The sequence below is a fragment of the Alteribacter aurantiacus DSM 18675 genome (genome assembly GCF_000429705.1).
Classification (GTDB): domain Bacteria; phylum Bacillota; class Bacilli; order Bacillales; family Salisediminibacteriaceae; genus Alteribacter; species Alteribacter aurantiacus.
Window position 1 is genome coordinate 1,136,345 of the sequence record NZ_KE386941.1, and the last position, 24,905, is coordinate 1,161,249.

The following is a 24,905-nucleotide window of genomic DNA, read 5'->3' on the forward strand; positions in this document are numbered from 1 at the left end:
AAACGCTCCGATAGGTCATTAGATGAAAAGGATTGGCTTCTACTAGATTAAAGGTTCTTCTAATTGTTTTGCGCCTTGCTGCAATTGATACATCTTGTGGTATAGGCCGTCCTGTAAAAGAAGCTCATCGTGAGTACCTCTTTCAATAATCTCCCCATGATGCAACACTAAAATTTGATCTGCATTTTTAATTGTAGACAGCCTGTGAGCAATGGCAATTGTCGTTCTGCCTTTTTGCATCCGCTCAAGAGCTTCTTGAATCTTCGTTTCCGTCTCCGTGTCTACACTTGCCGTTGCCTCATCCAAAATCAAAACTTTAGGCTTTTTTGCCATTGTACGAGCAAACGATAAGAGTTGCCTTTGTCCACTAGAAAACGTAGCTCCTCTTTCCACTACAGGCGATTGAAATTTCCTCGGCATCTCTTCAATAAATGAATCAGCATTTACAAACCGAGCGGCTTCCACAACATCTGCATCTGAGATCCTCTCATCATAAAGGCGGATATTGTGGGAAAGGTCACCAACAAATAAGAAAGGATCTTGTAGCACTAATCCGGTATTTTCTCTAATCTCTTTGTTGTCGAAGCTTTTTAATGAATGACCATCAATCAGGATCTCACCACGTTCAACCGAATAAAACCTCATTAATAAATTGATGATAGAGCTCTTCCCACTTCCCGTATGACCAACAAGAGCTAGTGTTTCCCCTTCTTTTACTGTAAAGCTGATGTTTTTTAGCACATCCTGTTTTCCGTCATAAGAAAAAGTCACGTTTTTAAACTCTATTTCACCTTTTGAAAGCTTAGGAGAAGCGCTTCCCTCTTTATCAGGAGCTAACTCGTCATGATCCATTAAACGAAAGACCCTACCTGCTGAAATAAGAGCCTGTTGAAAAATGGACAGTCGTTGTATCATTTGATTGACAGGTTCAAAAAAACGGTCCAAATAGTTGACAAACGCATAAAGGACACCGATCTCAACGGGACTATTCAAGCTCATGATACCAAAATAGCTAAGGACCATGACAAGTGCCAAAATGGAAATCACATCCACTGCTGGTCGTAATAAAAGGCCGTCAAGCTTCATGCTTTTATACCAAGCTTCATGATGCTGTTGATTAATTTCTTTAAACTCCTTATTCATCCTTCTTTCTTGACGAAATACTTGGATAATCGCCATTCCTTGGATCGACTCATTTAAACGAGCGTTTAATTGACTTAATTTTTCGCTCATTTCAGCGTAATACTTTGAACTTAGTTTACGATAAAGCTGCATGATGACAATTAAAAACGGAAGAATAAACAAACAAAACAAGGCAAGTTGAATATTCAAATAAAACATGGCAATAAAAACGCCAATTAAAAAGACAATGTTTTGAACGAATATTGCCATGACGCTCACATAAAGTTCTTTCACTTGCTCAGTATCATTTGTAATTCTTGAAACAAGTCCCCCAGCAGGAAACTGATCAAAAAAAGAAAGGCCCAATTTCTCAACTTTTTCAAACACATCAATTCGAAGCTCTTGAATAATGCGAAGGGCGATTTTTTGAAATAGGAGAAGCTGCGTATAGTTCATCACAGCTGCCGAGAGATGAAGCCCTATATACCCACTTGCAAGCCAAACGAGGGCTTGAGTATCAAATATTCCTGGTGTTAAATAATCATCAATAAATATTTTCACAAGGATCGGCCCTAGAATTTCTGCCCCCGTTCCACCTATAAGGAGGATGAAAGCGACGATCAACCACCTCCAATGAGGCTTCGCATATGTGAGTAGGCGTTTAAACACGAGTCGCTGATTTAGCGGTTCAAGGAGATGCTTATGTTTTTCACTCACGATGAACGCCCTCCTTTTTTAACAAGGGACTCCAGCTGCTGATGCTCGTACATCTTTTTATACCAGCCGTTTTGATTCATTAGCTCATCATGCGTTCCCCTCTCAGAGATTCGTCCTTTATCCATGACGATAATGAGATCACCATGGTGAATAGCACTTAAACGATGAGCAGTGATAAATGTGGTCTTACCTCTTCTCACTCGTCTAAGAGATTCCAAAATGGCTTCCTCTGTTTTAGCATCTACAGCTGAAAGACTATCGTCCAAAATGAGAACTTCAGGATCCTTAATTAGTGCTCGCGCGATACTAATTCGCTGTTTTTGCCCTCCGGATAACGTGACACCTCTTTCACCCACCACCGTTTCATAACCTTCAGAAAATGAAATAATGTCTTCATGGATATTGGCAAGTTTGGCCGCATCCATAATTTCTTTATAAGATGCATCAGGTCTTGCGAAGCTGATGTTATCGGCAATGGTTGCTGAGAAAAGAAAATGATCTTGTGGTACGTACCCAATTGATGACCTTAAAGCGTCAAGAGTATAGGACTGTAGTGGTTTTACTCCAAAAAAGATCGTCTTAGCGTCAAATTCTCTCATGAGGGCCTTAACAAGAGTTGTTTTTCCGCTTCCCGTTTTCCCAGCAATACCAATGGTTTGACCTGGTAAAACGTTAAACCGGACATTATCCAAACTCTTTTGATCAGCGTTCTTGTATGAAAATTGAACAACATCAAATGAAATCTCTCCCGTGGGTGGTGTATTCAAAGCCCCGGGATCATCTTTCACATCTTGTTTCTCTTTTAACAGTCCAGACACTCTATCATAAGACGCTCTTCCTCTTTCAACAATATTAAACAACCACCCAAAGGCAAGCATAGGCCAAATTAATAAACCTAAATACACAGTAAAGCTGGTAAGTTGTCCAATGGAAATATCACCGTTCACTACAAAGCGGGCACCGAAGGCGATGGAGAGGAAAAAAGACATTCCAACAATCAACGAAATGGTAGGGTCAAATAAAGCATCCACCTTTGCCACCGATATGTTTTTTTCTACAACATCATCGGACTTTTTCTTAAATGCTTCCACCTCTTCTTTTTCATAGCCAAACGCTTTTGTCACTCTGATTCCGGACATGCTTTCTTGGACTTTATCATTTAAAGAAGAAAATGCTGCCTGGGCCTTGCCGAATCTCTTGTGGAGCATAGATCCGTACTTGCTTGTTGCAAAAGCCATTAATGGCATTGGCAAAAGAGCAATCAACGTTAATTCCCAGCTAATGGTCACAGCCATCGTGACAATGACAAATCCACCCATCGTCAAGGAGTCCACAAGAGTTAACACACCTGCTCCCGCCGTTTGTTCTATCGCCCGGATGTCATTGGTGGAATGAGCCATCAAGTCTCCTGTCCTTTTTCGGTGGTAAAAGGACGAAGCCATTCGTGTGAAATGCTCGTACAACTGATTTCGGAGCAACCTCGCTAATTTAATAGCCGACCCAAAAATAAAGATTCTCCATAAGTAACGTAATATGTAGATAATGACTGCCAACCCGCAAAGAAGAAGCATCCAGTTCCTTAACACTTGCTCATTTAATGTGTTGTTATGAATATGGTCTACAATGACTCCTACTACATAAGGCGGGATCAAGCTTAACACGGAAACAACAGCTAAAATAGCAATACCCCCGAGGTAGTACCACTTTTCTTTTTTAAAGTACCACATCAAATCCAAAAATACTTTCAATTGATACACCCCGACTTAAACGATTCAGATTTTTCTTACGATACATATCATACCAAAAATGAAATAAGTGGAAAAGAACGAAATGTTTTATTTTAATAGTCACAAAAATGAAACACCTCATTATGAAGTGTTTCTCCTTTACTGCCAAGTTAGTCTCTAGAGAATTCCGCTAACCTTACAACGATGTCATCTTGAACGGAGGTAGGGCTTCCTCCGGTGAAATTGTTAAGTAGGATCGAAAAAGCCAACTCTTCCCCATCTTGCGTTGTCACGTACCCTGATAAGGTCGATTTGGAAGTAATCGTTCCGGTTTTACCATGTGCGTTACCCTCGGCCGCTGTATCCCTCATCCTTAAACGTAACGTTCCTCCTTGCATATGATCATCCATACCAGCAATCGGGATGGAGTCATAGAAAAGGTCAAACCATTCTTCACCTTGAACCCCGTATAAGAGCTGGGTCATTTCTCTGGCGGGAATCTTATTTAAATGGCTCATCCCCGAACCATCACGGAGCTGGACTACGGAAACATCAACCCCAATCGACGCAAGGTAATCTTCTACAACTGTTAATCCCGCATCCCAAGAACCTTCTCCTAACACTTCTTTTCCGAGAGTTTTGGTAAGGTGTTCAGCATGATTGTTTTGACTAAGTTTCATAAATGGATACATAAGCTCCTCTAGTTCCATTGAGTAATGACTTGCGAGCTTTGTTGCTTCAATAGGTGTTTCTCCTCGGTGAAGCTCCCCATTTACACGAACACCGTGATTGGCTAACGATTGGTAAAACAAATCAAGAACGATATCGGTAGGCTCCCATACAGCTACATATTGATTAATACTTGCCCCACCTACTGGGATCGTTCCTTCAAAAAAGATTTCATTTGTTCCATGATCTCTTCCCCAATCAAAATTTCTAGGTCCTCCAGTGTTAACTGTTTCAACATCGTTTCTTATGGTGATCTGATTTGTTTCTGGAGTCACCTTAACTTCTGGTGTGTCCCCTCCTTGTTCACCTGGGTGAATCTCAATATAGACAGATGCCGTGTTAAAGCGATCAAGTGCCAGTGGTGAAATCAAGGAAGCATCTGGGGCAAAGCTTAATGCAGATACCTGAGCTCCTGTGTGCCTTCTTTGGTTAAACCATGATAAATCGAGGCTAAGCCTCATATCATCAAAATACGAATCATCTGCAACCAAATCGCCTTGTACATTCTTGATACCTGTTTCAGCTATTGTTTTTGCCAACTCTTCAATATCCGATTTTAATAAAGTAGGATCACCTTCTCCTTTAAGAAATAAATCCCCTTGTAATGTAGCTCCCCGTTGGACGCCATTCGTATAAACTCCTGTTTCAAAGGTATGATCAGCCCCCAGGTGCTCAAGTGCGGCAGCGCCAATCAATAATTTTTGACCAGAAGCAGGAACAAGCTTCGTCCCGCCATTATAAGATACTAACTCATCACCCGTTTCTGCTGACCTGACATGAACGCCTGAAACTGCATTGGCTAGACGATCATCCTCCAAGATCTCATGGAGGTCTTTTGCCAATTCTTCTGTAGCCGTAAGATCCCCTTCAACATCGGCAGTTGTAAACTGCGCAGTACCAAACACAACCATAACAATCATTAACCCAAATAGACTTTTCTGCAAATATCCTTTCATCCAATACCCCTTTTCACTATCTATTTCGATACACGTATTATATTAGAGTAACTAACACTTATATTTCAACAATATTCAGAAAAGTAGGAATAAAGACAAGTGGAAATCCTCCGATAGGCTTCCTTTAATTGTTTATAAAATGGTTCTTATGTTGTACGCATTGAGAAAACTGTTTTATGACATAAATTTGCATCCTTTTCGAGATTCCCTAACAAAACAAAAAAACCACGCCTTAAATAAAAAGACAGTGGTTTCGTTCATTTTATATAAAATGGTTGGTTACTTTTGGTTTTGCATCGCTTTCATCATCTGATTAATTTTCTTTTGCGACGGGTTCATCCCCATTTGCATCATCATGACACGAAGCATTTTTTCATTGATTGGCGGATTCTTTTTCATATAGCTCATCATGTATTGTCTGGCAATAAAGAAGCCAATTGCAATTCCGCCCACTAAGCTTAATACACCGATTAGAATATTTAACCACATAACACGGTGATCCTCCTTCTCTCTATGTTGTCTTCCAAACACGTTTCGTATGGAACCTCATTTATTATAACGCAAGAAGGTAGACAATGAAAGAGAATGTAAAAGAAATCCTTTACATTACTAGAATTCCTTTTACCCTTGCTCTACAATCCGGAGGCTTTTTAAAGGTCTTAACCAACCGTATTTTTCCCGATCATAGTCGACTGCAAGAAAGAAATCGTCGTATTTTTTTAGCGTATCAAAAAGTAACATCTCTGCTTCAAACGTTCCACTTGATTGAATAACGAGCCTGTCTGCTTTTACTTCAATGGTGGCTTGACTCTTCTTATCGTTAAATTGTAACGCATGATAAAAGAGGCTTGAAGAATACGATTTATTATCTTTCAATTTATCGTGGAGCCATTCATTTAGATCTTTGTGGTCAAAGGGCTTGAGAATATAGTGCACTTGACGACCCGTGATTTCCTTTAATGGCTTGGTTGCCTGCTGGTGCTCTTTGAACAGATGAAATAATTTACTCTCAAAGCCATAATAAATATAGGCTACCTCTTCATTGATTAAAAAAACTTCATACGTTCTCACCGCGCACTCACCCCTCACCTTAAAAAAGGTCTTTTTCCTATACTACACGAAAGAAAATACAACCTTTGTCAGTTCTTGGAGAAAACAAGCACTTCTTTTGTCGAAAAAAACCTGCGGCACAAGATGCCGCAGGTCCGAGTATTATTTTTCAAGAAGTTGTTTGAAACGAGAAACAACATTATCAACAGTAAAGCCATACTCTTCCATGATACGCTCACCAGGTGCTGAAGCTCCAAATTGATTAATTCCAAGGACTGATCCACCGTCACCAGTATATCGTTCCCATCCTAGTGGTTGAGCCATTTCAATACCTAAACGTGGCTTAACACTTGTAGGAATAACCGACTCTTTGTAGTCAGCAGATTGCTTTTCAAAGCGATCCCAGCTAGGCATACTTACAACGGAAACAAATAGACCTTCTTTTTCAAGTGCTTGTTGCGCTTGAACAGCGAGAGATACTTCAGACCCCGTTGCGAGTAAAAGACCATCTACGTCGCCGTTTGCTTCTGCTACAACGTAAGCACCTTTTTTCACACCATCGTATGCATTCTGGTCCGTACCTTCAAGTGTCGGCAATCCTTGACGTGTAAGAACAAGTGCCGTTGGCTCATTTTTACTTTCCATTGCAAGTTTGTATGCAGCTGCTGTTTCATTTCCGTCAGCAGGGCGGATGACAGAAAGTCCAGGGATTGCTCTCATGGCCGGAAGCTGTTCTACAGGCTCGTGCGTTGGTCCGTCTTCACCGACTGCGATACTATCGTGAGTAAACACATACGTAACTGGTACTTGCATAAGTGCACTTAAACGAACGGCAGGACGCAAGTAGTCAGAGAAAACAAAGAACGTTGCAGAATACGGTTTAACTCCGCCGTGAAGCGCCATTCCATTTACTGCAGCTGCCATTGCAAATTCACGCACGCCAAACCAAATGTTTCTTCCACTGTAATTTTCTTTTGTGAAGTCTTCCACATCTTTAAGCATTGTTTTGTTAGATGAAGCCAAGTCTGCGGAACCCCCGAATAATGAAGGAAGGTTCTTTCCAATTGCATTCAGTACTTCGCCCCCGGAAGCACGGGTTGCAAGGCTTTTACCTGTTTCGTATACAGGTACATCTTTGTCCCATCCTTCTGGAAGTTCATTATTGATCGCAAGCTCAAGACTTTTCCCTAACTCAGGGTATGCTTCTTTGTACCCTTCAAAAAGATCAATCCATTGTTTCTCTTTTTCTGCACCAGCTTCTTGAAGCTTAGCATAATGATCACGGACTTCGTCGGGTACGTGGAAGTCACTCTCGAATGTCCACTTGTAGTAATCTTTAGTAAGTTTCGCTTCGTCAGCACCAAGAGGAGCTCCATGAGACGCTGACTTCCCACTTTTATTTGGTGAACCGTATCCGATTGTCGTTTTCACTTCAATCATTGTTGGACGCTCGTCTTCTTTAGCAGACTCAATCGCTCGGTTAACTTCATCGAGGTCATTTCCATCCTCTACACGAATCACTTGCCAGCCATAGGCTTTATAACGATCTTCAACACTCTCAGAGAATGACTTGTCCAAATCTCCATCAAGAGAAATGTCGTTCGAGTCATAAAGAACGATCATACGTCCGAGTTTTAAATGACCTGCTAGAGAAGCTGACTCTGCAGATACACCTTCCATCAAATCACCGTCGCCGCAGATCGCATATGTATAATGATCAACTACATTGTAGTTATCACGGTTATAAGTAGCAGCTAGGTGTCTTTCTGCCATAGCCATCCCAACAGCCATAGCAAGACCTTGGCCTAATGGTCCAGTCGTTGCATCAACTCCAGGAGTGTGCCCGAATTCAGGGTGACCAGGTGTTTTTGATCCCCACTGACGGAATTCTTTCAAGTCTTCCATGGATACGTCATATCCATGAAGGTGAAGAAGGCTGTATAAAAGCATAGAGCCGTGACCTGCAGATAATACAAAACGGTCTCTGTTAAACCATTCAGGGTTTTTAGGGTTGTGATTTAAGTAATTTGAAAATAGCGTATACGCCATCGGAGCAGCACCCATCGGCATTCCCGGGTGTCCGGAATTGGCCTTTTCGATACTGTCGATTGCGAGTGTACGAATCGTACTAATGGATAGGCTTTCCACGTTCGTAGACATGCACGATCATCCTCTCTTTATCAATTCTTGTCGACTTCATTTCTCATGATATACCTTCTAACTCGAATAAACAACCGTTAAGTAGGGAGAAAAACGCATTTAAATCCTCTGTTAGTGTCTTAAAGAGGACTGATTTTTATACATAAAATAAGAGGCTGGACAGAAGTGTGTTTATAAATGGATATCCGAACAATGGGATGCGGTGTGCAAATAAACCGCTACTGAATTGTTCGTATTTTCATCTAAACACTCTTTATATGTCTCAGCCTCTATTTTAAAATGATCAAACGCTAAATGGATTTATTGTTTAGGTTCACTTGCTGTACTTTCTTTTTCTTTCTTTGAAGAAGCAACTTCTTCTGTTAACTGATCAAGACTGTTTTTCACATTACCTTTACCTGCATAGCTTTCTAAAAGCTCCTTGATATCAAGGCCTGATGATGCTTTTAAAGACTCCTGAAGTCCTGCCATCAAGTTTGTCGCATAACCTGTTACTTTGTTAGCACCACCGTTTTCACCACTGCCACCAGTGTCTACAACCGTAATTTTATCAATGTTACCCAGTGGTTGTGCCGCTTGTTTGGCGTACTCCGGAAGCATTTCGGTAATCATGTTGAGCATTGCAGCTTGGCCATACTTACTGTACGCTTCGGCGATTTTTTCTTTCGCTTCCGCTTCTGCAAGCCCTTTTGACAGTATAACGTCGGCTTCTGCTTTCCCTCGTTCACGCTCCGCTTCAGCAGCACGAAGCTCACGGGCTTTTTGTGCTTCTGCTTCTTGTTCTACTGCATAACGTTCTGCATCGGCTTTTTTCTTCACTTCTGCATCATACTGCTTTTCACGACGAAGAATCTCTTTTTCTTCTAATTCAATTTGTTTTTGTCTTTCAATAATATTAACTTTCATACGCTCTTCCGTTACTTTTTGTTGAGCTCTTGCTTCTTGAAGGGAGTATGCTTGGTCAGCTTGTGCTTTTGCCTCTTCTTGCTGACGACGATACTCGGCTACTTTTAACTCTTTTTCTTTTTGGGAGTTAGCAATTTCAGCATCTCTTGTATACTCAGCTGCTTTTGCTTCTTGCTCCGCACGAGCGTTTTCAATTCGCGCTTCTTTTTCACGCTCTGCTCGAGCAATCGCTGCGTCACGCTTTACTGCAGCAATTTGCGGCTGACCAAGGGCATCCAAGTACCCGTTTTTATCACTAACTTCATTAGTAGTAAAAGACAGAATACGAAGACCCATCTTACTAAGGTCTGTCGCAGCCACTTTTTGAACTTCTTTTGCGAACACTTCCCGATCAGAGTTAATTTCTTCCACTGTCATCGAACTTAGAATGGCACGCAAATGTCCCTCTAGAACTTGTCGTGCTTCTGTTTTCAAATCTTCATATTTACCAATATATTGCTCAGCCGCAGTTGAGATTTCTTGGACACTCGACCCGATTTTAATTATGGCGTTACCATTTACCGAAACTGGAACCCCTTGTTTTGAATAAACGTTGTTAGCCCCAACTTCAAGCTTATGGTTTTCAAGACTGATTCGTCGGGCTTGTTGTAAAACAGGGATAATGAAAGCCCCGCCACCGTGAATGATTTTCACCTTTTTTCCTTCATCATCTGATACAACGCTCTTCCCGCCGCCCAATACACTACCAGTAACAATCAAGGCTTCGTTTTTTCCTACTGTCGTATACTTGGTTACAAATAATAAGATTAAGACAAGTACAATGGCAACAACTACGCCACCAACAATTAAACTCACATCATTCATGGTTTTTTTCCTCCGTTATCATCTTTTTCTCCTCCACACTCACAAGTAACACCTGGTTTTCCTTGTCAACATCTACAATTTGCACTTCTTCACCACTTCGGATAGGTAATCCATTCATAGACTTGGCCGGAAACCCTCTAATTGAAAAGGTGGTCTTTACAATGATTTCTCCGTAATCCTCACCTTCTCCTATGGACGTCGTTACCGTAGCGTAGTCCCCGATAAGGTCCGTCATATGAAAGCCGATGCTTGACTCGGCTTTTGACAAGGGGGCAAGAACAAGCATATGTAGCAAGACCACTAAACAAAGTGCGATTACTACTGATATAAGAAAACCTGTAAGACTATCAAACGTCGTACTATTCTCGAAGATAAATCCCGATCCACATAATACAGCAATAAAACTCAAAACCACTGTCGGGTTAATGAAGGCCCCTGGTACAGATTCAAATAAAAAATCCAGTATATCCCCGAGAAGAGCATTAATAAGGGTTAGTGAACCAGCAATAATTAAGCCCGTTAAATAAATGGTTGTCAATTCAATACCCATGATCATTTCAACTTACCGAAAGTCTTCACTTCGGCTTCACCCTCCTCTCCATAGAAATTAATTACCTACCACTTCTACCTGATTTTAGCAAATCTTTCCCCTTCTTGTCTAAAATTCTTACACTTCTTTTACGAATAAATGACAAGAAGGTTTCAAAATGAATCTACATGGGTCGATTTAAATTCATTTAGAAAGATTGGCTAATAGCCACAAAAGGCGAAAACCAAAGATACGCTTGTACTTTAGAGTACAGAAAATGAAAGAAAATTATTTGTTGAAACCACTAACTAATCGCATGAGAGGCCTTATGATCATAAAAGCTGGAGCCGGATGGAAGATCTCTGCATTTATGTGGACTTACGCTGTGTAGTATTTAGTTCACTATGAATATTTGAATAGTTTGTTTACTTAGTATAAAAAGAAAAGGCTGTTGAGAAAAGACTTTCTCAACAGCCTGAAGCTCCCAGATAAGGTGCTTTTTTAATGAAGTATATCGTTATTCTTCTTACTTTCTTTTAACTTTTTGGGAGTCACATCATTTCCCTTATCATCCACCACTTTAACGGAATGAAGCTGGTTTTTGAATGATTGACGCATACTTTGCAGGTATTCTTGCCTTAAGTCCTGTTGCTCTTTTGATTCTTTAGAAGTAAGCCCTTCACTCTTGGCCTTTTTGGCTAGAGTGTTAATTCTCGCTATTTTATCTTTACTTAACATAAGATCAATCCTCCACCATATTTCGATGTATCCTTATGCTACATGAGAAAATGATGCCTTTCAAGTTTTATCTTTTTCACTAACGTTCTCCGTTTGTTTCTTTATGAACTCTTGGTATCTACGATTGGCTGTTGCTTTTGATATGTCATAGCCAAACCCTCGTAACGTTGCAGCAAGGTCGTGAAAGGTCAGTCCACTATTTCTCAACCTTACGATTTCATCGATGGGGACGTCTTTTCTTTTCCTTCCACCTGCACCTGTAGAGCCGAGGTTTCGCTGTGGTCTATACCCTTTTTCAACAGCGGATTTCATCCCTCTTTTTATCTTTAGATTATGTAGTTTTCTTTGGTATTCTTCGACAATCGATACAATATCCAAAACCATCGTATCCGTTTCAGAAAGTTTTAGAGCTCCTTGATCTTCCACCGTATAAACGGTACAGCCCAACTTGTGAAGTTGATGCAGCAATGCCATTTTTGCGTTACCTCTACCAAGTCTGGTGTCATCTTGCACAAGTAAAGCTTCAGCTTGCTTGTCTTTCAAAAGATCAAGCAACTCAAAAATGCCGGGTCTGTCAATATCAAATCCACTTGCTTGTTCTTCTATGGTCCGAATAATGGAGAAGTCGTTTCGTTCAGCAAGTCTATGCAATTCTCTTTTTTGTCTTTCTAAAGAAGATTCTTGACTTTCTTTTTTCGTGCTGACTCTGACATAGATAATCCCCTTTTTCAACTAGTCGTTCTCTCCTTTTACAGGAACCGTCAATGTTTGACCGGCAATGATAACAGCTCCTTCAATCTCATTATATTCTGCGATCCAGCTTACGATCGATTCTTTGTTCGCATTTAATTCCTCTTGTAGCTCTGAAGCAATCGTCCATAGTGTATCTCCCTTAGAAACAACAATTGTATCATACTCATATGCTTCGATTTGTTTGCCATCAACAGGAATCGTAGTTACTAAAACAAAAACAGCGAGAATAAGTGCAGTTATCATCATTGACCCTCTTCGTTTAACGTATGTATGCATCGTAAACACCCCTTTAGTAGAATGTATGTTCGTATACAGTATAACCAGAACACCCGTTCGAGTCAACAGAAAAAGAGAACGAATGTTTGCACCTCTGTTCCCCTCATGGTATAATGTTCCTAACCAATCGTGAAGGCACTGAAAAAGTTCGATATTTAACTTTTTCAGTGCCTTCGAAGCAATGAGCGTAATGGTTGCCTGTTTTGAAAGCCTAATACGAGTGGGTTTCTCGTATCAGGCGCGCAACCAAGTGGAGCCATTGCCATTCAAATAAAGGCAGTGAAAAAGTTGGGCTGTACTTTTTCAGTGGCTACAATCGTAAGCTAAGGTATTTATACATACATTCTAAAAGAGGTGTTATCATGACAAAGTTATCTCGGCGTCAACAGGACATATTGGAATACATTAAAGAGGAAGTAAAACAAAAAGGCTATCCACCTTCCGTTCGTGAAATTGGAGAAGCTGTCGGGCTAGCTTCTAGTTCAACGGTGCACGGCCATCTATCACGCTTGGAAAAAAAGGGACTTATTCGCCGTGATCCAACTAAGCCTCGTGCCATTGAAGTAATTGAACTTGAAGATTCGAATGAGAGTTTGCGAATTTCTGAGAGTCCCTCGGTATATGTCCCATTCATAGGTAAAGTAACAGCTGGACAACCTATTACGGCGATTGAAAACATTGAAGAATATGTACCTTTACCTTCCAGAATGGTACAAGACGAAAAATCATTTATTTTGGAGATACAAGGTGACTCCATGATCGAGGCGGGGATTTTTGATGGAGATATGGTTGTCGTTCGTCAACAACAAAGCGCTAATAACGGCGACATCGTTGTAGCTATGACAGAAGAAGATGAAGCAACTGTAAAGCGCTTCTTTAAAGAGAAAGATCATATCCGTCTGCAGCCGGAAAATTCGTCCCTTGAACCCATTTTATTAAAACATGTGTCCATTCTCGGTAAAGTAGTCGGCGTGTTCCGCACTGTTCATTAATAAAAAAACAAAGCAGATCCATTGGGTCTGCTTTGTTCCGTGATTATTTAATAAAACGTCAAGCCCTGAAGCAATGTATGCTTCAGGGCTTTTGTATGATCCTTTATTCTTTTGAGTAACGCCGCATTCTTTTGTCTTGCTTTTGATCTGCTACAATAAAGCAAGCGTGAATAGCTCCTGGCAACCAAAAGAAAAGCGTTAAAATAAGATTTAAGAGAGCTTGAAATGGCCTTCCCACAAGCAAAACCGCTACAGGCGGAAGGAGAATAGCTACTAAATACATCATGAATGGCATTACCCCTTTCTAATTGAGCCTACATTAGTATAGCCCCAATCTCATTTAACAAAACCACTTATTATGTAATCTTAATTCTTTTTATAACTAACATCACCAGCATCGTCCACAAAACCCCAACCGCCAATGATGGTTTCATTCACTTCAATAACATAACCCACCTGCTCTTTTGCTAAACGAAAAGCCTCATCACGGTCGTCAATTGGTGTACCATAGCCTTGGCGATATTCAGGAATCATATTAGACCCGCTCTCACCTCTTAACACGAGTTCTTTTTCTGCATTTTGTGCTGATTTCACTTTAAAATACGTCTTATTCATTGAATGTCTCCTTCTAAGCAATTTTTTTCTACACTTCATCATTCGAAGCTTCTAGCCATTGTTTGACTGTGCAAGAAACATTCTTTAAACCAAATGCTACTCCTATATGAAATTGTAGTCACTTGATCTGTGAAAAAAAAATGAATAATCGTGTTTAGAAATTTAAACAGTTAAACCGCATGAGATCAAAGTCTCATGCGGTTTAACTAAAAGTTGTTTAATTTTAGTACAAGCTCATGTACTGTTCGCGCTCCCATGGGTGCACTTGAGTACGGAACATATCCCACTCGATTTCCTTCGCTTCAATGAAGTGCTCAAGGGCATGACCACCAAGAGCTGCTTGCATTACTTCGCTAGACTCAAGTGTATTGAGAGCTTCTTTAAGTGTTGCTGGTAGGGAGTCGATCCCTTCTTTTTCACGCTCTGGCTTATCCATAGCATAAATGTTGCTGTCAGTTGCTGCTGGTGGCGTCATCTTATGACGGATACCGTCAAGACCTGCAGCAAGCATTGCTGCAATCGCTAGATAAGGGTTAGCAGCCGGGTCCGGGCTACGTACTTCAATACGAGTACTTAGACCACGTGAAGATGGAATACGTACAAGCGGTGAACGGTTACGCATGGACCATGCTACGTAACATGGCGCTTCGTATCCAGGTACAAGACGCTTATAAGAGTTTACCGTAGGGTTTGTTAATGCCGTGAACGCCGTAGCGTGCTTAAGGATTCCACCCAAGAATTGCATAGCTGTTTCACTTAGCTGACCTTCAGCACTCTCATCAAAGAACGCATTTTCTTTTCCTTTAAACAAGCTCATGTTAGCGTGCATTCCGTTACCGTTAACACCAAACAATGGTTTTGGCATGAACGTTGCGTGCAAGCCATGTTTACGAGCGATTGTTTTTACAACAAGCTTAAATGTTTGGATGTTATCACAAGTTGTGATCGCATCGGCATATTTAAAGTCGATTTCATGTTGTCCTGGTGCTACTTCGTGGTGAGAAGCTTCGATTTCAAAGCCCATGTCCATTAGTTCAAGGACGATATCACGACGGCAGTTTTCACCCAAGTCTGTTGGGGCTAAATCAAAATATCCACCTTTATCGTTAAGCTCTAACGTAGGTTCTCCTTTTTCATCGTTCTTGAATAGGAAGAATTCAGGTTCTGGTCCGATGTTAAAGTCAGAGAATCCTAGGTCTTCAGCTTCTTTTAATACTTTTTTAAGAACGCCACGAGGATCTCCTTCGAATGGTGTGCCATCCGGATTGTAAATATCACAAATCAAGCGAGCAACTTTACCTTTTTCCGGAGTCCATGGGAAGATTACCCACGTATCCAAGTCTGGAAACAAGTACATATCAGACTCTTCAATTCGTACGAAGCCTTCAATTGAAGATCCGTCGAACATCATTTGGTTATCCAATGCTTTTGTAAGCTGGTCAACCGGAATTTCAACGTTTTTGATGATACCTAGTAAGTCAGTAAATTGTAGTCGGATAAATCGTACATTCTCTTCATCAGCCATTTTCATAATGTCTTCTCTAGAAAAGCTTCCCATGTTAATCAATCTCCTCCTTGAAATTTCCCGTCTCAAACGGGGGTTATACTAAGTAATGGTGCAATTGTCCCTTTTAAGGATGAGCAAGATTTTGTTTTTCTATGCTACTCATGTTCTTAGCGGCCAAATATTCCTTAAATTAGACACCGTTCGGAACATCTCGCTCTCCTTTGATAGTTTTATCCTATACAAATTTTATCGCGATGTGTGAGATGTTGTCATATTATCTGACAAACAAATTCAAATAGGTAACCCGGACTATTGACCGGGCCAGTATGTATAACTGTATTCACACAAAACAAAAAGAATAGGGACATTTATATCCCTACCCTTTTCATTTATGAGTTAATCTTATTTTCTTCTATTTTTAATAAATCTTTGTCTATTAATGATAACAAGGCATCTGTGACGCCGATCTTAACATGCTCGAATGTGAGCCCTCCTTGAACATATGCTCGGTAGGGTGCTCTAAGTGGACCGTCAGCGGTAAGCTCAATACTAGCACCTTGTATAAACGTACCTGCCGCCATGATTACATCGTCAGCATAACCAGGCATATAGCTTGGCTGTGGTGTGACATGCGCATCTACTGGGGAAGCGCCTTGGATCGCTTGGCAAAAAGCTATCATCATTTCTTTTGAAGGAAACGTTACGCTCTGTATCAAATCCGTGCGCTCCTCCTGCCACTGAGGCGTTGTTTTCAACCCTACTTCCTCCAATAAGCGCGAGGTAAACATGGCTCCTTTAACAGCTTGACCTACAACATGAGGCGCGAGGAAAAAGCCCTGGTACATTTCCAGAAGGCTGTATAATGATGCGCCTCCTTCGCTCCCAATGCCCGGTGCTGCTAGGCGATTAGCACATTTATCAATTAATTCTTCTCGTCCGACTATATATCCACCTGTTTTAACAATTCCTCCACCTGGATTTTTGATAAGAGAGCCCGCCATTAAATCAGCACCCACTTCGCACGGCTCTTGTGTTTCAACGAATTCTCCGTAGCAATTATCTACGAATACAATTACATCAGGCTTTATTGTTTTTACGTGATCAATCATCTCTTTAATTTCATTTACAAAAAACGAAGGACGATCAGCATAGCCACATGAACGTTGAATACCGATCACTTTCGTTTTGGAAGTGATTGTAGCTGCAATATTCTCAAAGTCGGCTTTTCCATCCTTTAAGGGAACAGACTGATAGCCAATTCCAAAATCCTTTAAAGATCCACTCGACTCCCCTCGTAAGCCGATCACTTCTTCCAAAGTGTCATAAGGGTCTCCTGTAATGTACAGTAATTCATCTCCAGGTCTTAACACCCCGAATAAAGCTGTACTAATCGCATGAGTTCCGGATATTATCTGCGGTCGAACCAGGCCAGCCTCCGCACCGAACACATCTGCATAGACACGCTCTAATGTATCACGCCCTGTATCATCGTAACCATATCCAGTGGAACCATTGAAATGAAAGTCTGATATTTGATGTTTCTTAAAGCTCCTCATCACTTTTCGTTGGTTCTCTTCACTAATTTCATCTCTTTTTACAAAGGGCTTAGACAAATCTTTCAATGCATGGGCTGAAACTTTATTAATGATCGTTTGATTATCTTGGTTGTATGTAGTCATTTCTTTCTCCTAACTGCTCGTACTTTTTTTCTTTAATTCATGATAAATCGCGGAAGTTGGTGATGCGTAACCACGGACTGTGTAATGTTCACGTTCTTCATCAAATGTTCGCTCCACAAGAATGGTTTCTTCCTTTAATCGGTGTAACCATTTCCCTTCCCATGCCTCTATATGGACATAGTACGGAGCAAACTCTTTCTCCATCGTTGCTTCAATCTTAACTCTAAGATTGCTTAAATCTTGTTCATTATGAGCAGAAATAAGAGCAGATGGAGAGTCACCTGCAGGGAAAAAATCACCTGTAAGCCGGTCTCGTTTATTGTACACTTTTAAAACTGGAATGCGCTCAGCATCGAGTTCCGACAATAAGTCGTTAACGGTTTTTTCATGGTTTACAAAGTCAGGATGCGCGGCATCTACAACGTGCAAAATCAAATCAGCTTCCTTTACTTCTTCTAATGTAGATCGAAAGGCTGCTACAAGCGTGGTAGGAAGTTGCTGAATAAATCCTACTGTATCAGTTAATAAAACATTGATTCCACTAGGTAGTTTGATTTGCTTTGTTGTTGGATCGAGCGTTGCAAATAACTGATCTTCTACTAAGGTTTCTGCTTTACTTAAGGCTCTTAACAACGTTGATTTTCCTGCATTCGTATAGCCTACCAAAGCAATTTGAAAGGTCTGATTGTGTTTTCTTCTTTCACGGTATCGAGCACGGTGGGCAACGACTTGCTCTAACTGTCTTCGTATATCCGTCATCCGGTCACGAATATGCCTTTGGTCAATCTCTAATTGTGTTTCACCTGGGCCTCTTGTCCCAATCCCACCACCGAGTCTTGATAACACATGTCCTTGACCGCGAAGACGAGGAAGGAGATAACTCAGTTGAGCTAATTCCACTTGTAATTTCCCTTCTTTTGACTGCGCCCGCTTTGCAAAGATATCCAAAATAAGCTGTGTGCGATCGATGATTTTGACATCAAGTTCTTTTGTTAAGTTTCTCACTTGTGAAGAGCTTAGCTCATCGTTAATCATCACAAGCTCTGATTCTGTCTCTTCTATAATGGCTTTTAGCTCTTCAACTTTTCCTTTTCCGATATATGTCGCTCGGTCTGGCCTTTCTCTATTTTGTGCTAGAGTCATTAGGACTTGTCCACCAGCCGTTTTCGTAAGTGCTTTTAACTCATCCAATCGATATTCAAAATCTTCTTCAGTCATGTCGTTGGTTTTTACACCAACGACAATGACTTCTTCAGATTCTATTCTTGCTCTTTCACTCACATAATCCCCTCATTTCTATTCGTCTTCAATGGTCTTTTTATAAGCCAGTTTCATATCCTTAGCCGTTAACGTCATGAGCGCTTCCTTCCCATAGTCCTCTTCTTCCAAAATCCTGACTGCCTGAGAACGAATGGCCCTCTCAATTAAATTTCTAATAAACCTTCCATTGCTGAAGTGTTCTTCGTCCCTACTTTTAGCATGAATAAGTATATGATTTAGTTCTTCTTTTGCCAAGGGATGGAGGCGATATTGTCTTTTGGAAAGCATTTTTTCTCCAATGGTCATCAGTTCATCTGCGTCGTAGTTCGGAAAGGTGACTTTTAACGGAAAGCGTGATGGTAATCCGGGATTTAATGATAAGAAACGATCCATTTCCTTTGGGTAACCGGCAAGAATTAATACAAAGTCATGCTGAGAATCTTCCATTGCTTTTACAAGGGTATCAATCGCTTCTTTTCCGAAGTCCTTTTCTCCTCCACGGGCGAGGGAGTATGCTTCGTCCACAAACAGTATCCCACCCATGGCCTTTTTAATCAACTCACGGGTTTTTTGAGCAGTATGACCGATATATTCCCCTACAAGGTCTGCTCTTTCCGCCTCAATTAAATGACCTTTCTCAAGTACACCCATTTCTCTAAACAATGTTGCGACAAGTCTAGCCACCGTCGTTTTTCCTGTTCCGGGATTTCCTTTGAACACCATATGAAGCGTTTGCTGGTTCGGCAAAAGACCGCACTCTTCACGTCGTTTGTTTAAGTAGAGCCATGCATACACTTCTTTCAAAAAAGACTTCATATTGTGCAGCCCGACAAGTTCCCCAAGGGCTCTCTCCACATGTTGATAAGGGGTGTGTTCCACTTTTTCAAAGGTTTTCGACTGAACAGGATTTGCATCCTGCTGTTGTTTTTTGAGCACGATGTTGATTTGCCCTTTTTTTCTCATGCTGTCTGCTTGATTCAAAGGGGGCACCACCCTTACGTAAATGGTTGAATCATTCTCTTACCACTACTATACGCAAGTACTTGGAAATCGTGACAGTTGCCTATATTTCTCCAAAAGTCAATGTATCCTTATGAAAAGAATCTTGCACTATAAGGTAGCTATTGGACGACCGTTATTTTTTCAATCAACACTAAAAAGTTGAGAGTGTAAACTGCTTAATACACGTGTATTTGTTATAATAATGGGAACATCATCCAAAGGAGGAAAATCCATGACCTCTATTCACGTCATTGAGCCCTTTTTAACGATTCAATGTTCAGAAAAGCAAGAAAGTACTGTAAAGCGTTATCGTTATGATCTTATCCAGTTCTACGAATGGTGTAAGGATAAAGGAATCAAAGATCAAGAGGTCTTCGGTTCTGATGCGATCCATGCTTATTATCTGCACTTATATGATACAAAACGATACTCCGTTCTAACGATTAAAAGAATTATGAGTGTATTAAAACAACACTATCTTTTCGTTCATCCAAGTCCAAAGAAATCAACACCACTTGATGCTTATTTAAAAAAAGAAACGGTTGAGCATAAAAAGTCCACTGAAGACTTTTTACAAACAAAACACATCAAAAAGCTTTTAGTTCTTCTTCCAAGTAACGTAGGATTAACGGACCACCAGCAAAAGTATAGACATTATTACTCACACCGAAACCAAGGGATCATCCACCTTATGCTCTTCTACGGTTTAACGGTCCAAGAAGTGTGTGGTCTTACAATGAAAGAAGTCCATTTCCCTACTGGCATTATCCGATTATTTAGTCGTAAGCGTAAACCCCGTACAGTAACTCTCGAAGCTTTTGATCGGCGTTTGCTTCATCACTATTACAAAACCATTCCGATCTCTGTCAGGCCCAGATGGCAAACAAATGACCCTTTCTTCGTCAGCTTTGATTTTCAGAGGGGAACATATCGTTGGGATTATGATAACGACAAGCCGAAACAGCTAACGGGAGTATCTGTACAAAAGATGATTCGTCAAGAAGTGAGAAGAACAGGAATTGGGAAAGGAATCTCGGGAAGAATTCTCCGGAATACTTATATCCTTCATAAACTCGTTCAAGGTAAGCTACCTGAAGAATTAAAGGATGATTTGGTTTTTGCAACAACCCAACCTTTTGAAAGCTTTACTCGCTTTATTGATGAATCACCGCACTTAGAAGATATCAATCCCCTTACAGTCCATGAACGAAAAGGACTGTTGGATGCCCATACATTTCGTTTATAAAAAAGGTTGACTTTAAAGGTGAATGCCCCTTTAAAGTCAACCTTTTTTTGAATCGCAACCTACATAGAAGGTACGAGACTTGCTTCAGCTTTCTTGATTCAACTGCACATTTCGTTGTGGAGAGAAAGTGGAAATGGCATGTTTATAAACAAGCTGTTGTTTTCCATCTGTGTCCAGAATGACGGTGAAATTATCAAAACTTTTTACAAATCCTCTAAGTTGAAATCCGTTTAGTAAAAAAACCGTCACCGGAATGTTCTCTTTTCGCAGCTGGTTTAAAAACTGATCCTGAATATTTACAGATTGTTGCTTCATAGTCTCGTGACCTCCCTGAATTGACATTATTATCTTATTCGCTATTTAGTACAGCTTTCCTTCTACAAATTCATGAATTTCTTGAACCTTTTGTTCAACATGATCCGTTACGTCAAACCAGGTAATATCCATCTTGTTACGAAACCACGTAAGCTGTCGTTTAGCATACCTTCGAGAGTTTTGTTTCAGTTGTACGATGGCTTCTTCCAAAGAAGCATGTCCTTCAAGATAGTCATACAGTTCTTTGTATCCAATTGCTAGAACGGATTGACAATCCTTAATCCCTTGTTTGTAAAGCCCTTTAACCTCGTCTATTAACCCTTGATCCAACATCACGTCAACACGTCGGTCAATTCGATCATAGAGTTTTTGCCTTTCCATCGTAAGGCCAATTAATGTGACATTGTACGGTGATTCTTTTTTTACTGTTCCTTGCTCACTAAAAGGAATACCTGTACGTTCATATACTTCCAAAGCCCTGATCACGCGCCTTACGTTGTTCGGGTGAATAGCTTCATAACTTTTACGATCATTTTCTTTTAGCATTGCATGGAGTTCATGAGCACCATGTTTTTCAACAAATGTTTCCATCCGACTCCTAAAACTCGTATCTTCTTTTACTTCGGAAAATTCATAACCATAAATAACCGCACTTACATACAAACCTGTGCCCCCGACAATAATGGGCACCTTTCCACGGTTATGGATCTCTTGAATGCAAGAAGTTGCTAGCCTTTGAAACTCTTGTACTGAAAAAGAGTCTTCCGGGTTTTTAATGTTAATCAAATGATGAGGAATGCCATCTTGTTCGTGCGGAAGGACTTTCGCTGTTCCAATGTCCATTCCCTTATACACTTGCATTGAATCCCCACTGATGATTTCACCGTTCACTTTTTTTGCAAGGGAGATGCTTGTTGCCGTTTTTCCAACAGCTGTTGGCCCCACGATGACAATAAGATCTTTTTTATCCATATTTTTCACCTGTCTATCCATCCATTATGCCTAATCACTCTTTTTCCCATACCCCAAAATGATAAGTTGCTGAAGGTCTTATCTGTTTAGTAAATCCAAGTTCTTTGAAACGCTCGGATCGAAAGTGGTCCTTGAGAACTACTCGATGCTTGGCCACTCGTTTTGCTTCTTTAATCGAACGAGAAAGGACGTCTCTTTTTTCGCTCTTATTTAGTAATTGTTTTAATGGGATCATGCCGGATGACCCGGCAACTTCCGCTTCAAACATGGGATCGAAGTAAATCACATCGATACTTTCATCCTTCAGCTCCATAAGCCAATTCAAATTCGTATCACCGATGACCTCAATACGTCTCATCGCTCTCGTTAACTCAATTCGATTTGTTTCGTAAGTACCAAGTCCCTCCCTTACGATGTAGCTTACAATGGGATGCGCTTCTGTACCGAAAACCTTCCCCGTTTCACCTACGGCTAAACTCGCTAAGACAGCGTCCGACGCTAGACCTAATGTCATATCAGCTACTTTCATTCCTTCTTCCAACCTTAAAGCATTGACTAAGGGATCTTTTCGTGTATTCATAAACCCTTTCCCACGAAACATAGCCGAATTTGGATGAAAGAAAAATGGGTTATTTTGATGACCATCATAATAGAGTAGGCGTTTGCTTTCACATATTAGAAGAGGTTCATTGTAGGTGTCCATCATTTGTCGAACAGAAGCACCTTCTCTTGAAATATAGGTTGCCGAAAAATGTTGTACTGCTTTTTTTGCTTTATTCATCATCGTTTCAGTTGCTTTTGGTGCTGTTGTTACAATCATCATGTTCACTCTTTCTTGTGAAACCTACATTATTCTTTTAAACATCTTTTCCATTTCATATGTTGAAAAGTGCAACACAATCGGCCTACCATGTGGACAGGTATAAGGCTCTTCACACGTTCTCAGCGTCTCTAACAATCGATACATTTCATCTTGTCTAAGGTGACGATTCGCTTTTATTGCCGCTTTACAAGACATAAGGATAGCAGCTTCTTCCATCATTTTAGCTACGTCAATTCTCTTACCCTCAATGACTAGGTCAATCATTTCCCTAATCAAGGCTTCTTCTTCACCTTTTGGGAGCCAAGCTGGGTGGGAACGAACAAGATATGTCCTCTGGCCAAAGGGCTCCATCTTGATTCCCACAGCTGTCAACGCTTCTTCGTTTTCCAAAAGAGACGTTTCTTCTTTTTGAGAGAATTCCAGTGTAAGTGGAATGAGCAAATCTTGTAATCGCTTGTCCACAAGACCTACTTTTTCACGAAAATATTCGTATTTAATTCTCTCTTGCGCTGCATGCTGGTCGATAATATACATCCCTTGCTCATTTTGGGCCAAAATATACGTACCATGGAGCTGGCCAATGGGATACAACGTGGGCATCAACCCAGAATCTTCTATCTCTTTTGTTTCGTCTTCTTTTCTTTCTACAATACGCTCTTCGGGAGCTGACTCACCGGTTTGTTCATTGGATACATGTTCAACTTCCCCCTCTGGCTTGGGGTCTATCATGACCTTTTCAGCAGACGGCTCGTTTACTTTCATAGTCCGTTTATATGAATCACGCTCGTCTTCCCGGTCGTTCGGTGCACTATTTCCTTTAGGCTCCCCAACATGTGAAGACTCCCTTTTCGTTGAGGTTCCTGAAAAGCGAAGGGGCACTTGCTCACTTTTCGGTTTTACAACCGGTTGCTTTTTTACGTCGGGAATCAAGGTCGTTTTTTTGAACGTATTTTTAATCATGCTTGTAATAAGCTCTGTTAATTCTTGTTCTTTGCTTAGTCTTACTTCAAGTTTAGAAGGATGAACATTCACATCAATTAATATCGGATCCATCGTAATATTAAGAACCACAATCGGATGGCGACCGATCGGTAATAACGTGTGATAGCCCTCATGAATCGCTCTTGAAATAGCAAAGTTCTTTACAAATCTCCCGTTAATTAGAAGAGATATATAAGACCGGTTGGAACGAGTAATCTCCGGTTTTGCAACAAACCCGTCAATGGAAAAATCCAATGATGTAGCAGAAACAGGCACCATTGCTTTGGCGACTTCATGTCCATAAATAGACGCGATTACACGTAAGCGATCACCATTCCCCTTTGTGCTTAACAAAGCTTTTTCGTTATGAAAGAGTTCAAAACGAATCTTTGGGTGGGCAAGGGAAAGTCGGTTAATGACGTCTGTTACATGACCAAGTTCTGTATGGATTGTGCGTAAATATTTCAGTCTGGCAGGCGTGTTGAAGAAAAGGTTCTCTACCCTTACTTCTGTTCCTTTCCTTGCCGCCGAGGTTCCTTTTTCTTGCTTTTTGCCCCCTTTGTACGTGATAAAACGCCCTTCATCCCCTGTACTTGTTGTTAGGGTCAATTCACTAACAGACGCAATACTAGGAAGTGCCTCTCCTCGAAATCCCAGAGTGGATATATGGAAGAGATCACGATCATTTTTTATTTTGCTTGTTGCATGTCGAAAGAAAGCCGTTTCAAGGTCATCTTCTTCAATTCCTTTGCCATTGTCCAATACACGTATGGAAGCGAGGCCTCCTTCCGCAAGATCCACTCGTATGTGAGTGCTATCGGCATCAATGGCATTTTCGACTAGCTCCTTAACTACAGATGCCGGCCTTTCAACAACTTCCCCTGCAGCTATTTTATTTGAGAGTTGATCGTCTAATTTACGTATGATTCCCAAAGGCGATTCCCTCCGTTTTTACTTTAGCTATTTCGAGAATAGCATTGTGCTTT

General features: G+C 40.8%; 23 protein-coding genes. 2 read left to right on the forward strand and 21 right to left on the reverse strand.

The features are described from left to right. Positions 1-42: 42 nt before the first annotated feature. From G476_RS0108975 to yneA, 11 genes are all read right to left on the reverse strand, one after another. Complete coding sequence (locus G476_RS0108975) at positions 43-1,839, reverse strand: ABC transporter ATP-binding protein (protein WP_026689796.1); 1,797 nt, start codon at positions 1,837-1,839, stop codon at positions 43-45. Beyond that, a complete protein-coding gene (locus G476_RS0108980; protein WP_026689797.1) occupies positions 1,836-3,587 on the reverse strand; it encodes an ABC transporter transmembrane domain-containing protein in 1,752 nt (583 codons plus the stop codon). The genes G476_RS0108975 and G476_RS0108980 overlap by 4 nt, the downstream gene beginning before the upstream one ends. 149 nt (positions 3,588-3,736) lie before the next feature. After that, complete coding sequence (gene dacB, locus G476_RS0108985; RefSeq protein WP_051314730.1) at positions 3,737-5,251, reverse strand: D-alanyl-D-alanine carboxypeptidase/D-alanyl-D-alanine endopeptidase; 1,515 nt, start codon at positions 5,249-5,251, stop codon at positions 3,737-3,739. A gap of 279 nt (positions 5,252-5,530) precedes the next feature. Further along, positions 5,531-5,740, reverse strand: coding sequence for a YneF family protein (locus G476_RS0108990; RefSeq protein WP_026689799.1), 210 nt, complete (start codon positions 5,738-5,740; stop codon positions 5,531-5,533). 132 nt (positions 5,741-5,872) lie between these two features. Then, positions 5,873-6,322 carry a sporulation inhibitor of replication protein SirA gene (gene sirA / locus G476_RS0108995; protein WP_026689800.1) on the reverse strand — a complete coding sequence of 150 codons (450 nt, stop codon included), beginning with the start codon at positions 6,320-6,322 and terminating at the stop codon, positions 5,873-5,875. A gap of 141 nt (positions 6,323-6,463) precedes the next feature. Further along, positions 6,464-8,461 carry a transketolase gene (tkt, locus tag G476_RS0109000; RefSeq protein WP_026689801.1) on the reverse strand — a complete coding sequence of 666 codons (1,998 nt, stop codon included), beginning with the start codon at positions 8,459-8,461 and terminating at the stop codon, positions 6,464-6,466. 300 nt (positions 8,462-8,761) lie between these two features. Beyond that, positions 8,762-10,231, reverse strand: a complete 1,470-nt coding sequence (locus G476_RS0109005) for a flotillin family protein (protein ID WP_026689802.1) — start codon at positions 10,229-10,231, stop codon at positions 8,762-8,764. Beyond that, positions 10,224-10,781, reverse strand: a complete 558-nt coding sequence (locus G476_RS21650) for an NfeD family membrane protein (protein ID WP_156906543.1) — start codon at positions 10,779-10,781, stop codon at positions 10,224-10,226. The genes G476_RS0109005 and G476_RS21650 overlap by 8 nt, the downstream gene beginning before the upstream one ends. A 480-nt stretch (positions 10,782-11,261) precedes the next feature. After that, positions 11,262-11,498, reverse strand: coding sequence for a DUF896 domain-containing protein (locus tag G476_RS0109020; protein ID WP_026689803.1), 237 nt, complete (start codon positions 11,496-11,498; stop codon positions 11,262-11,264). Positions 11,499-11,558: 60 nt separating this feature from the next. Continuing rightward, positions 11,559-12,230, reverse strand: a complete 672-nt coding sequence (locus G476_RS21655) for a YneB family resolvase-like protein (RefSeq protein ID WP_035186329.1) — start codon at positions 12,228-12,230, stop codon at positions 11,559-11,561. Continuing rightward, positions 12,231-12,527 (reverse strand): cell division suppressor protein YneA, encoded by a 297-nt coding sequence (gene yneA, locus G476_RS0109030; protein ID WP_026689804.1) that lies wholly within the window; start codon positions 12,525-12,527, stop codon positions 12,231-12,233. Between the two features lie 362 nt (positions 12,528-12,889). Between yneA and lexA the strand changes: the two genes are divergently transcribed. Beyond that, complete coding sequence (gene lexA, locus G476_RS0109035; protein WP_026689805.1) at positions 12,890-13,519, forward strand: transcriptional repressor LexA; 630 nt, start codon at positions 12,890-12,892, stop codon at positions 13,517-13,519. Between the two features lie 103 nt (positions 13,520-13,622). Here lexA and G476_RS0109040 read toward each other — a convergent pair whose 3' ends face one another. The 6 genes from G476_RS0109040 to spoVK all read right to left on the reverse strand — a co-directional run bounded on the left by G476_RS0109040 (position 13,623) and on the right by spoVK (position 19,561). Further along, on the reverse strand, positions 13,623-13,805 hold the full coding sequence (locus G476_RS0109040) for a YqaE/Pmp3 family membrane protein (protein WP_026689806.1): 183 nt from the start codon (positions 13,803-13,805) through the stop codon (positions 13,623-13,625). Positions 13,806-13,885: 80 nt separating this feature from the next. After that, positions 13,886-14,134, reverse strand: coding sequence for a hypothetical protein (locus G476_RS0109045; RefSeq protein ID WP_026689807.1), 249 nt, complete (start codon positions 14,132-14,134; stop codon positions 13,886-13,888). Positions 14,135-14,357: 223 nt separating this feature from the next. Next, the gene (gene glnA, locus G476_RS0109050) at positions 14,358-15,692 is read right to left on the reverse strand and encodes a type I glutamate--ammonia ligase (RefSeq protein ID WP_026689808.1); all 1,335 of its coding nucleotides are present in this window, start codon (positions 15,690-15,692) and stop codon (positions 14,358-14,360) included. A 338-nt stretch (positions 15,693-16,030) separates the two neighbouring features. Then, the gene (locus tag G476_RS0109055) at positions 16,031-17,320 is read right to left on the reverse strand and encodes a methionine gamma-lyase family protein (RefSeq protein WP_084405689.1); all 1,290 of its coding nucleotides are present in this window, start codon (positions 17,318-17,320) and stop codon (positions 16,031-16,033) included. A gap of 9 nt (positions 17,321-17,329) precedes the next feature. Then, entirely contained in the window at positions 17,330-18,601 is a 1,272-nt protein-coding gene (gene hflX, locus G476_RS0109060; RefSeq protein ID WP_026689810.1) for a GTPase HflX, read from the reverse strand. Between the two features lie 15 nt (positions 18,602-18,616). Then, complete coding sequence (spoVK, locus tag G476_RS0109065; protein WP_026689811.1) at positions 18,617-19,561, reverse strand: stage V sporulation protein K; 945 nt, start codon at positions 19,559-19,561, stop codon at positions 18,617-18,619. 253 nt (positions 19,562-19,814) lie between these two features. On the opposite strand from spoVK, the gene G476_RS21660 reads away from it, so the two are divergent. Beyond that, on the forward strand, positions 19,815-20,828 hold the full coding sequence (locus G476_RS21660) for a tyrosine-type recombinase/integrase (protein WP_051314732.1): 1,014 nt from the start codon (positions 19,815-19,817) through the stop codon (positions 20,826-20,828). 84 nt (positions 20,829-20,912) lie between these two features. Here G476_RS21660 and hfq read toward each other — a convergent pair whose 3' ends face one another. Genes hfq through mutL form a run of 4 tightly spaced genes read right to left on the reverse strand, consistent with a single transcriptional unit; the run spans position 20,913 to position 24,852 of the window. Beyond that, positions 20,913-21,143: an RNA chaperone Hfq gene (gene hfq, locus G476_RS0109075; protein WP_026689812.1), complete on the reverse strand. Its 231-nt coding sequence runs from the start codon at positions 21,141-21,143 to the stop codon at positions 20,913-20,915. 45 nt (positions 21,144-21,188) lie between these two features. Then, complete coding sequence (gene miaA, locus G476_RS0109080) at positions 21,189-22,124, reverse strand: tRNA (adenosine(37)-N6)-dimethylallyltransferase MiaA (RefSeq protein ID WP_156906544.1); 936 nt, start codon at positions 22,122-22,124, stop codon at positions 21,189-21,191. A gap of 25 nt (positions 22,125-22,149) precedes the next feature. Then, on the reverse strand, positions 22,150-22,938 hold the full coding sequence (locus G476_RS0109085; RefSeq protein ID WP_084405691.1) for a class I SAM-dependent methyltransferase: 789 nt from the start codon (positions 22,936-22,938) through the stop codon (positions 22,150-22,152). Positions 22,939-22,959: 21 nt separating this feature from the next. Then, the gene (gene mutL / locus G476_RS0109090) at positions 22,960-24,852 is read right to left on the reverse strand and encodes a DNA mismatch repair endonuclease MutL (protein WP_026689815.1); all 1,893 of its coding nucleotides are present in this window, start codon (positions 24,850-24,852) and stop codon (positions 22,960-22,962) included. Positions 24,853-24,905: the final 53 nt, after the last annotated feature.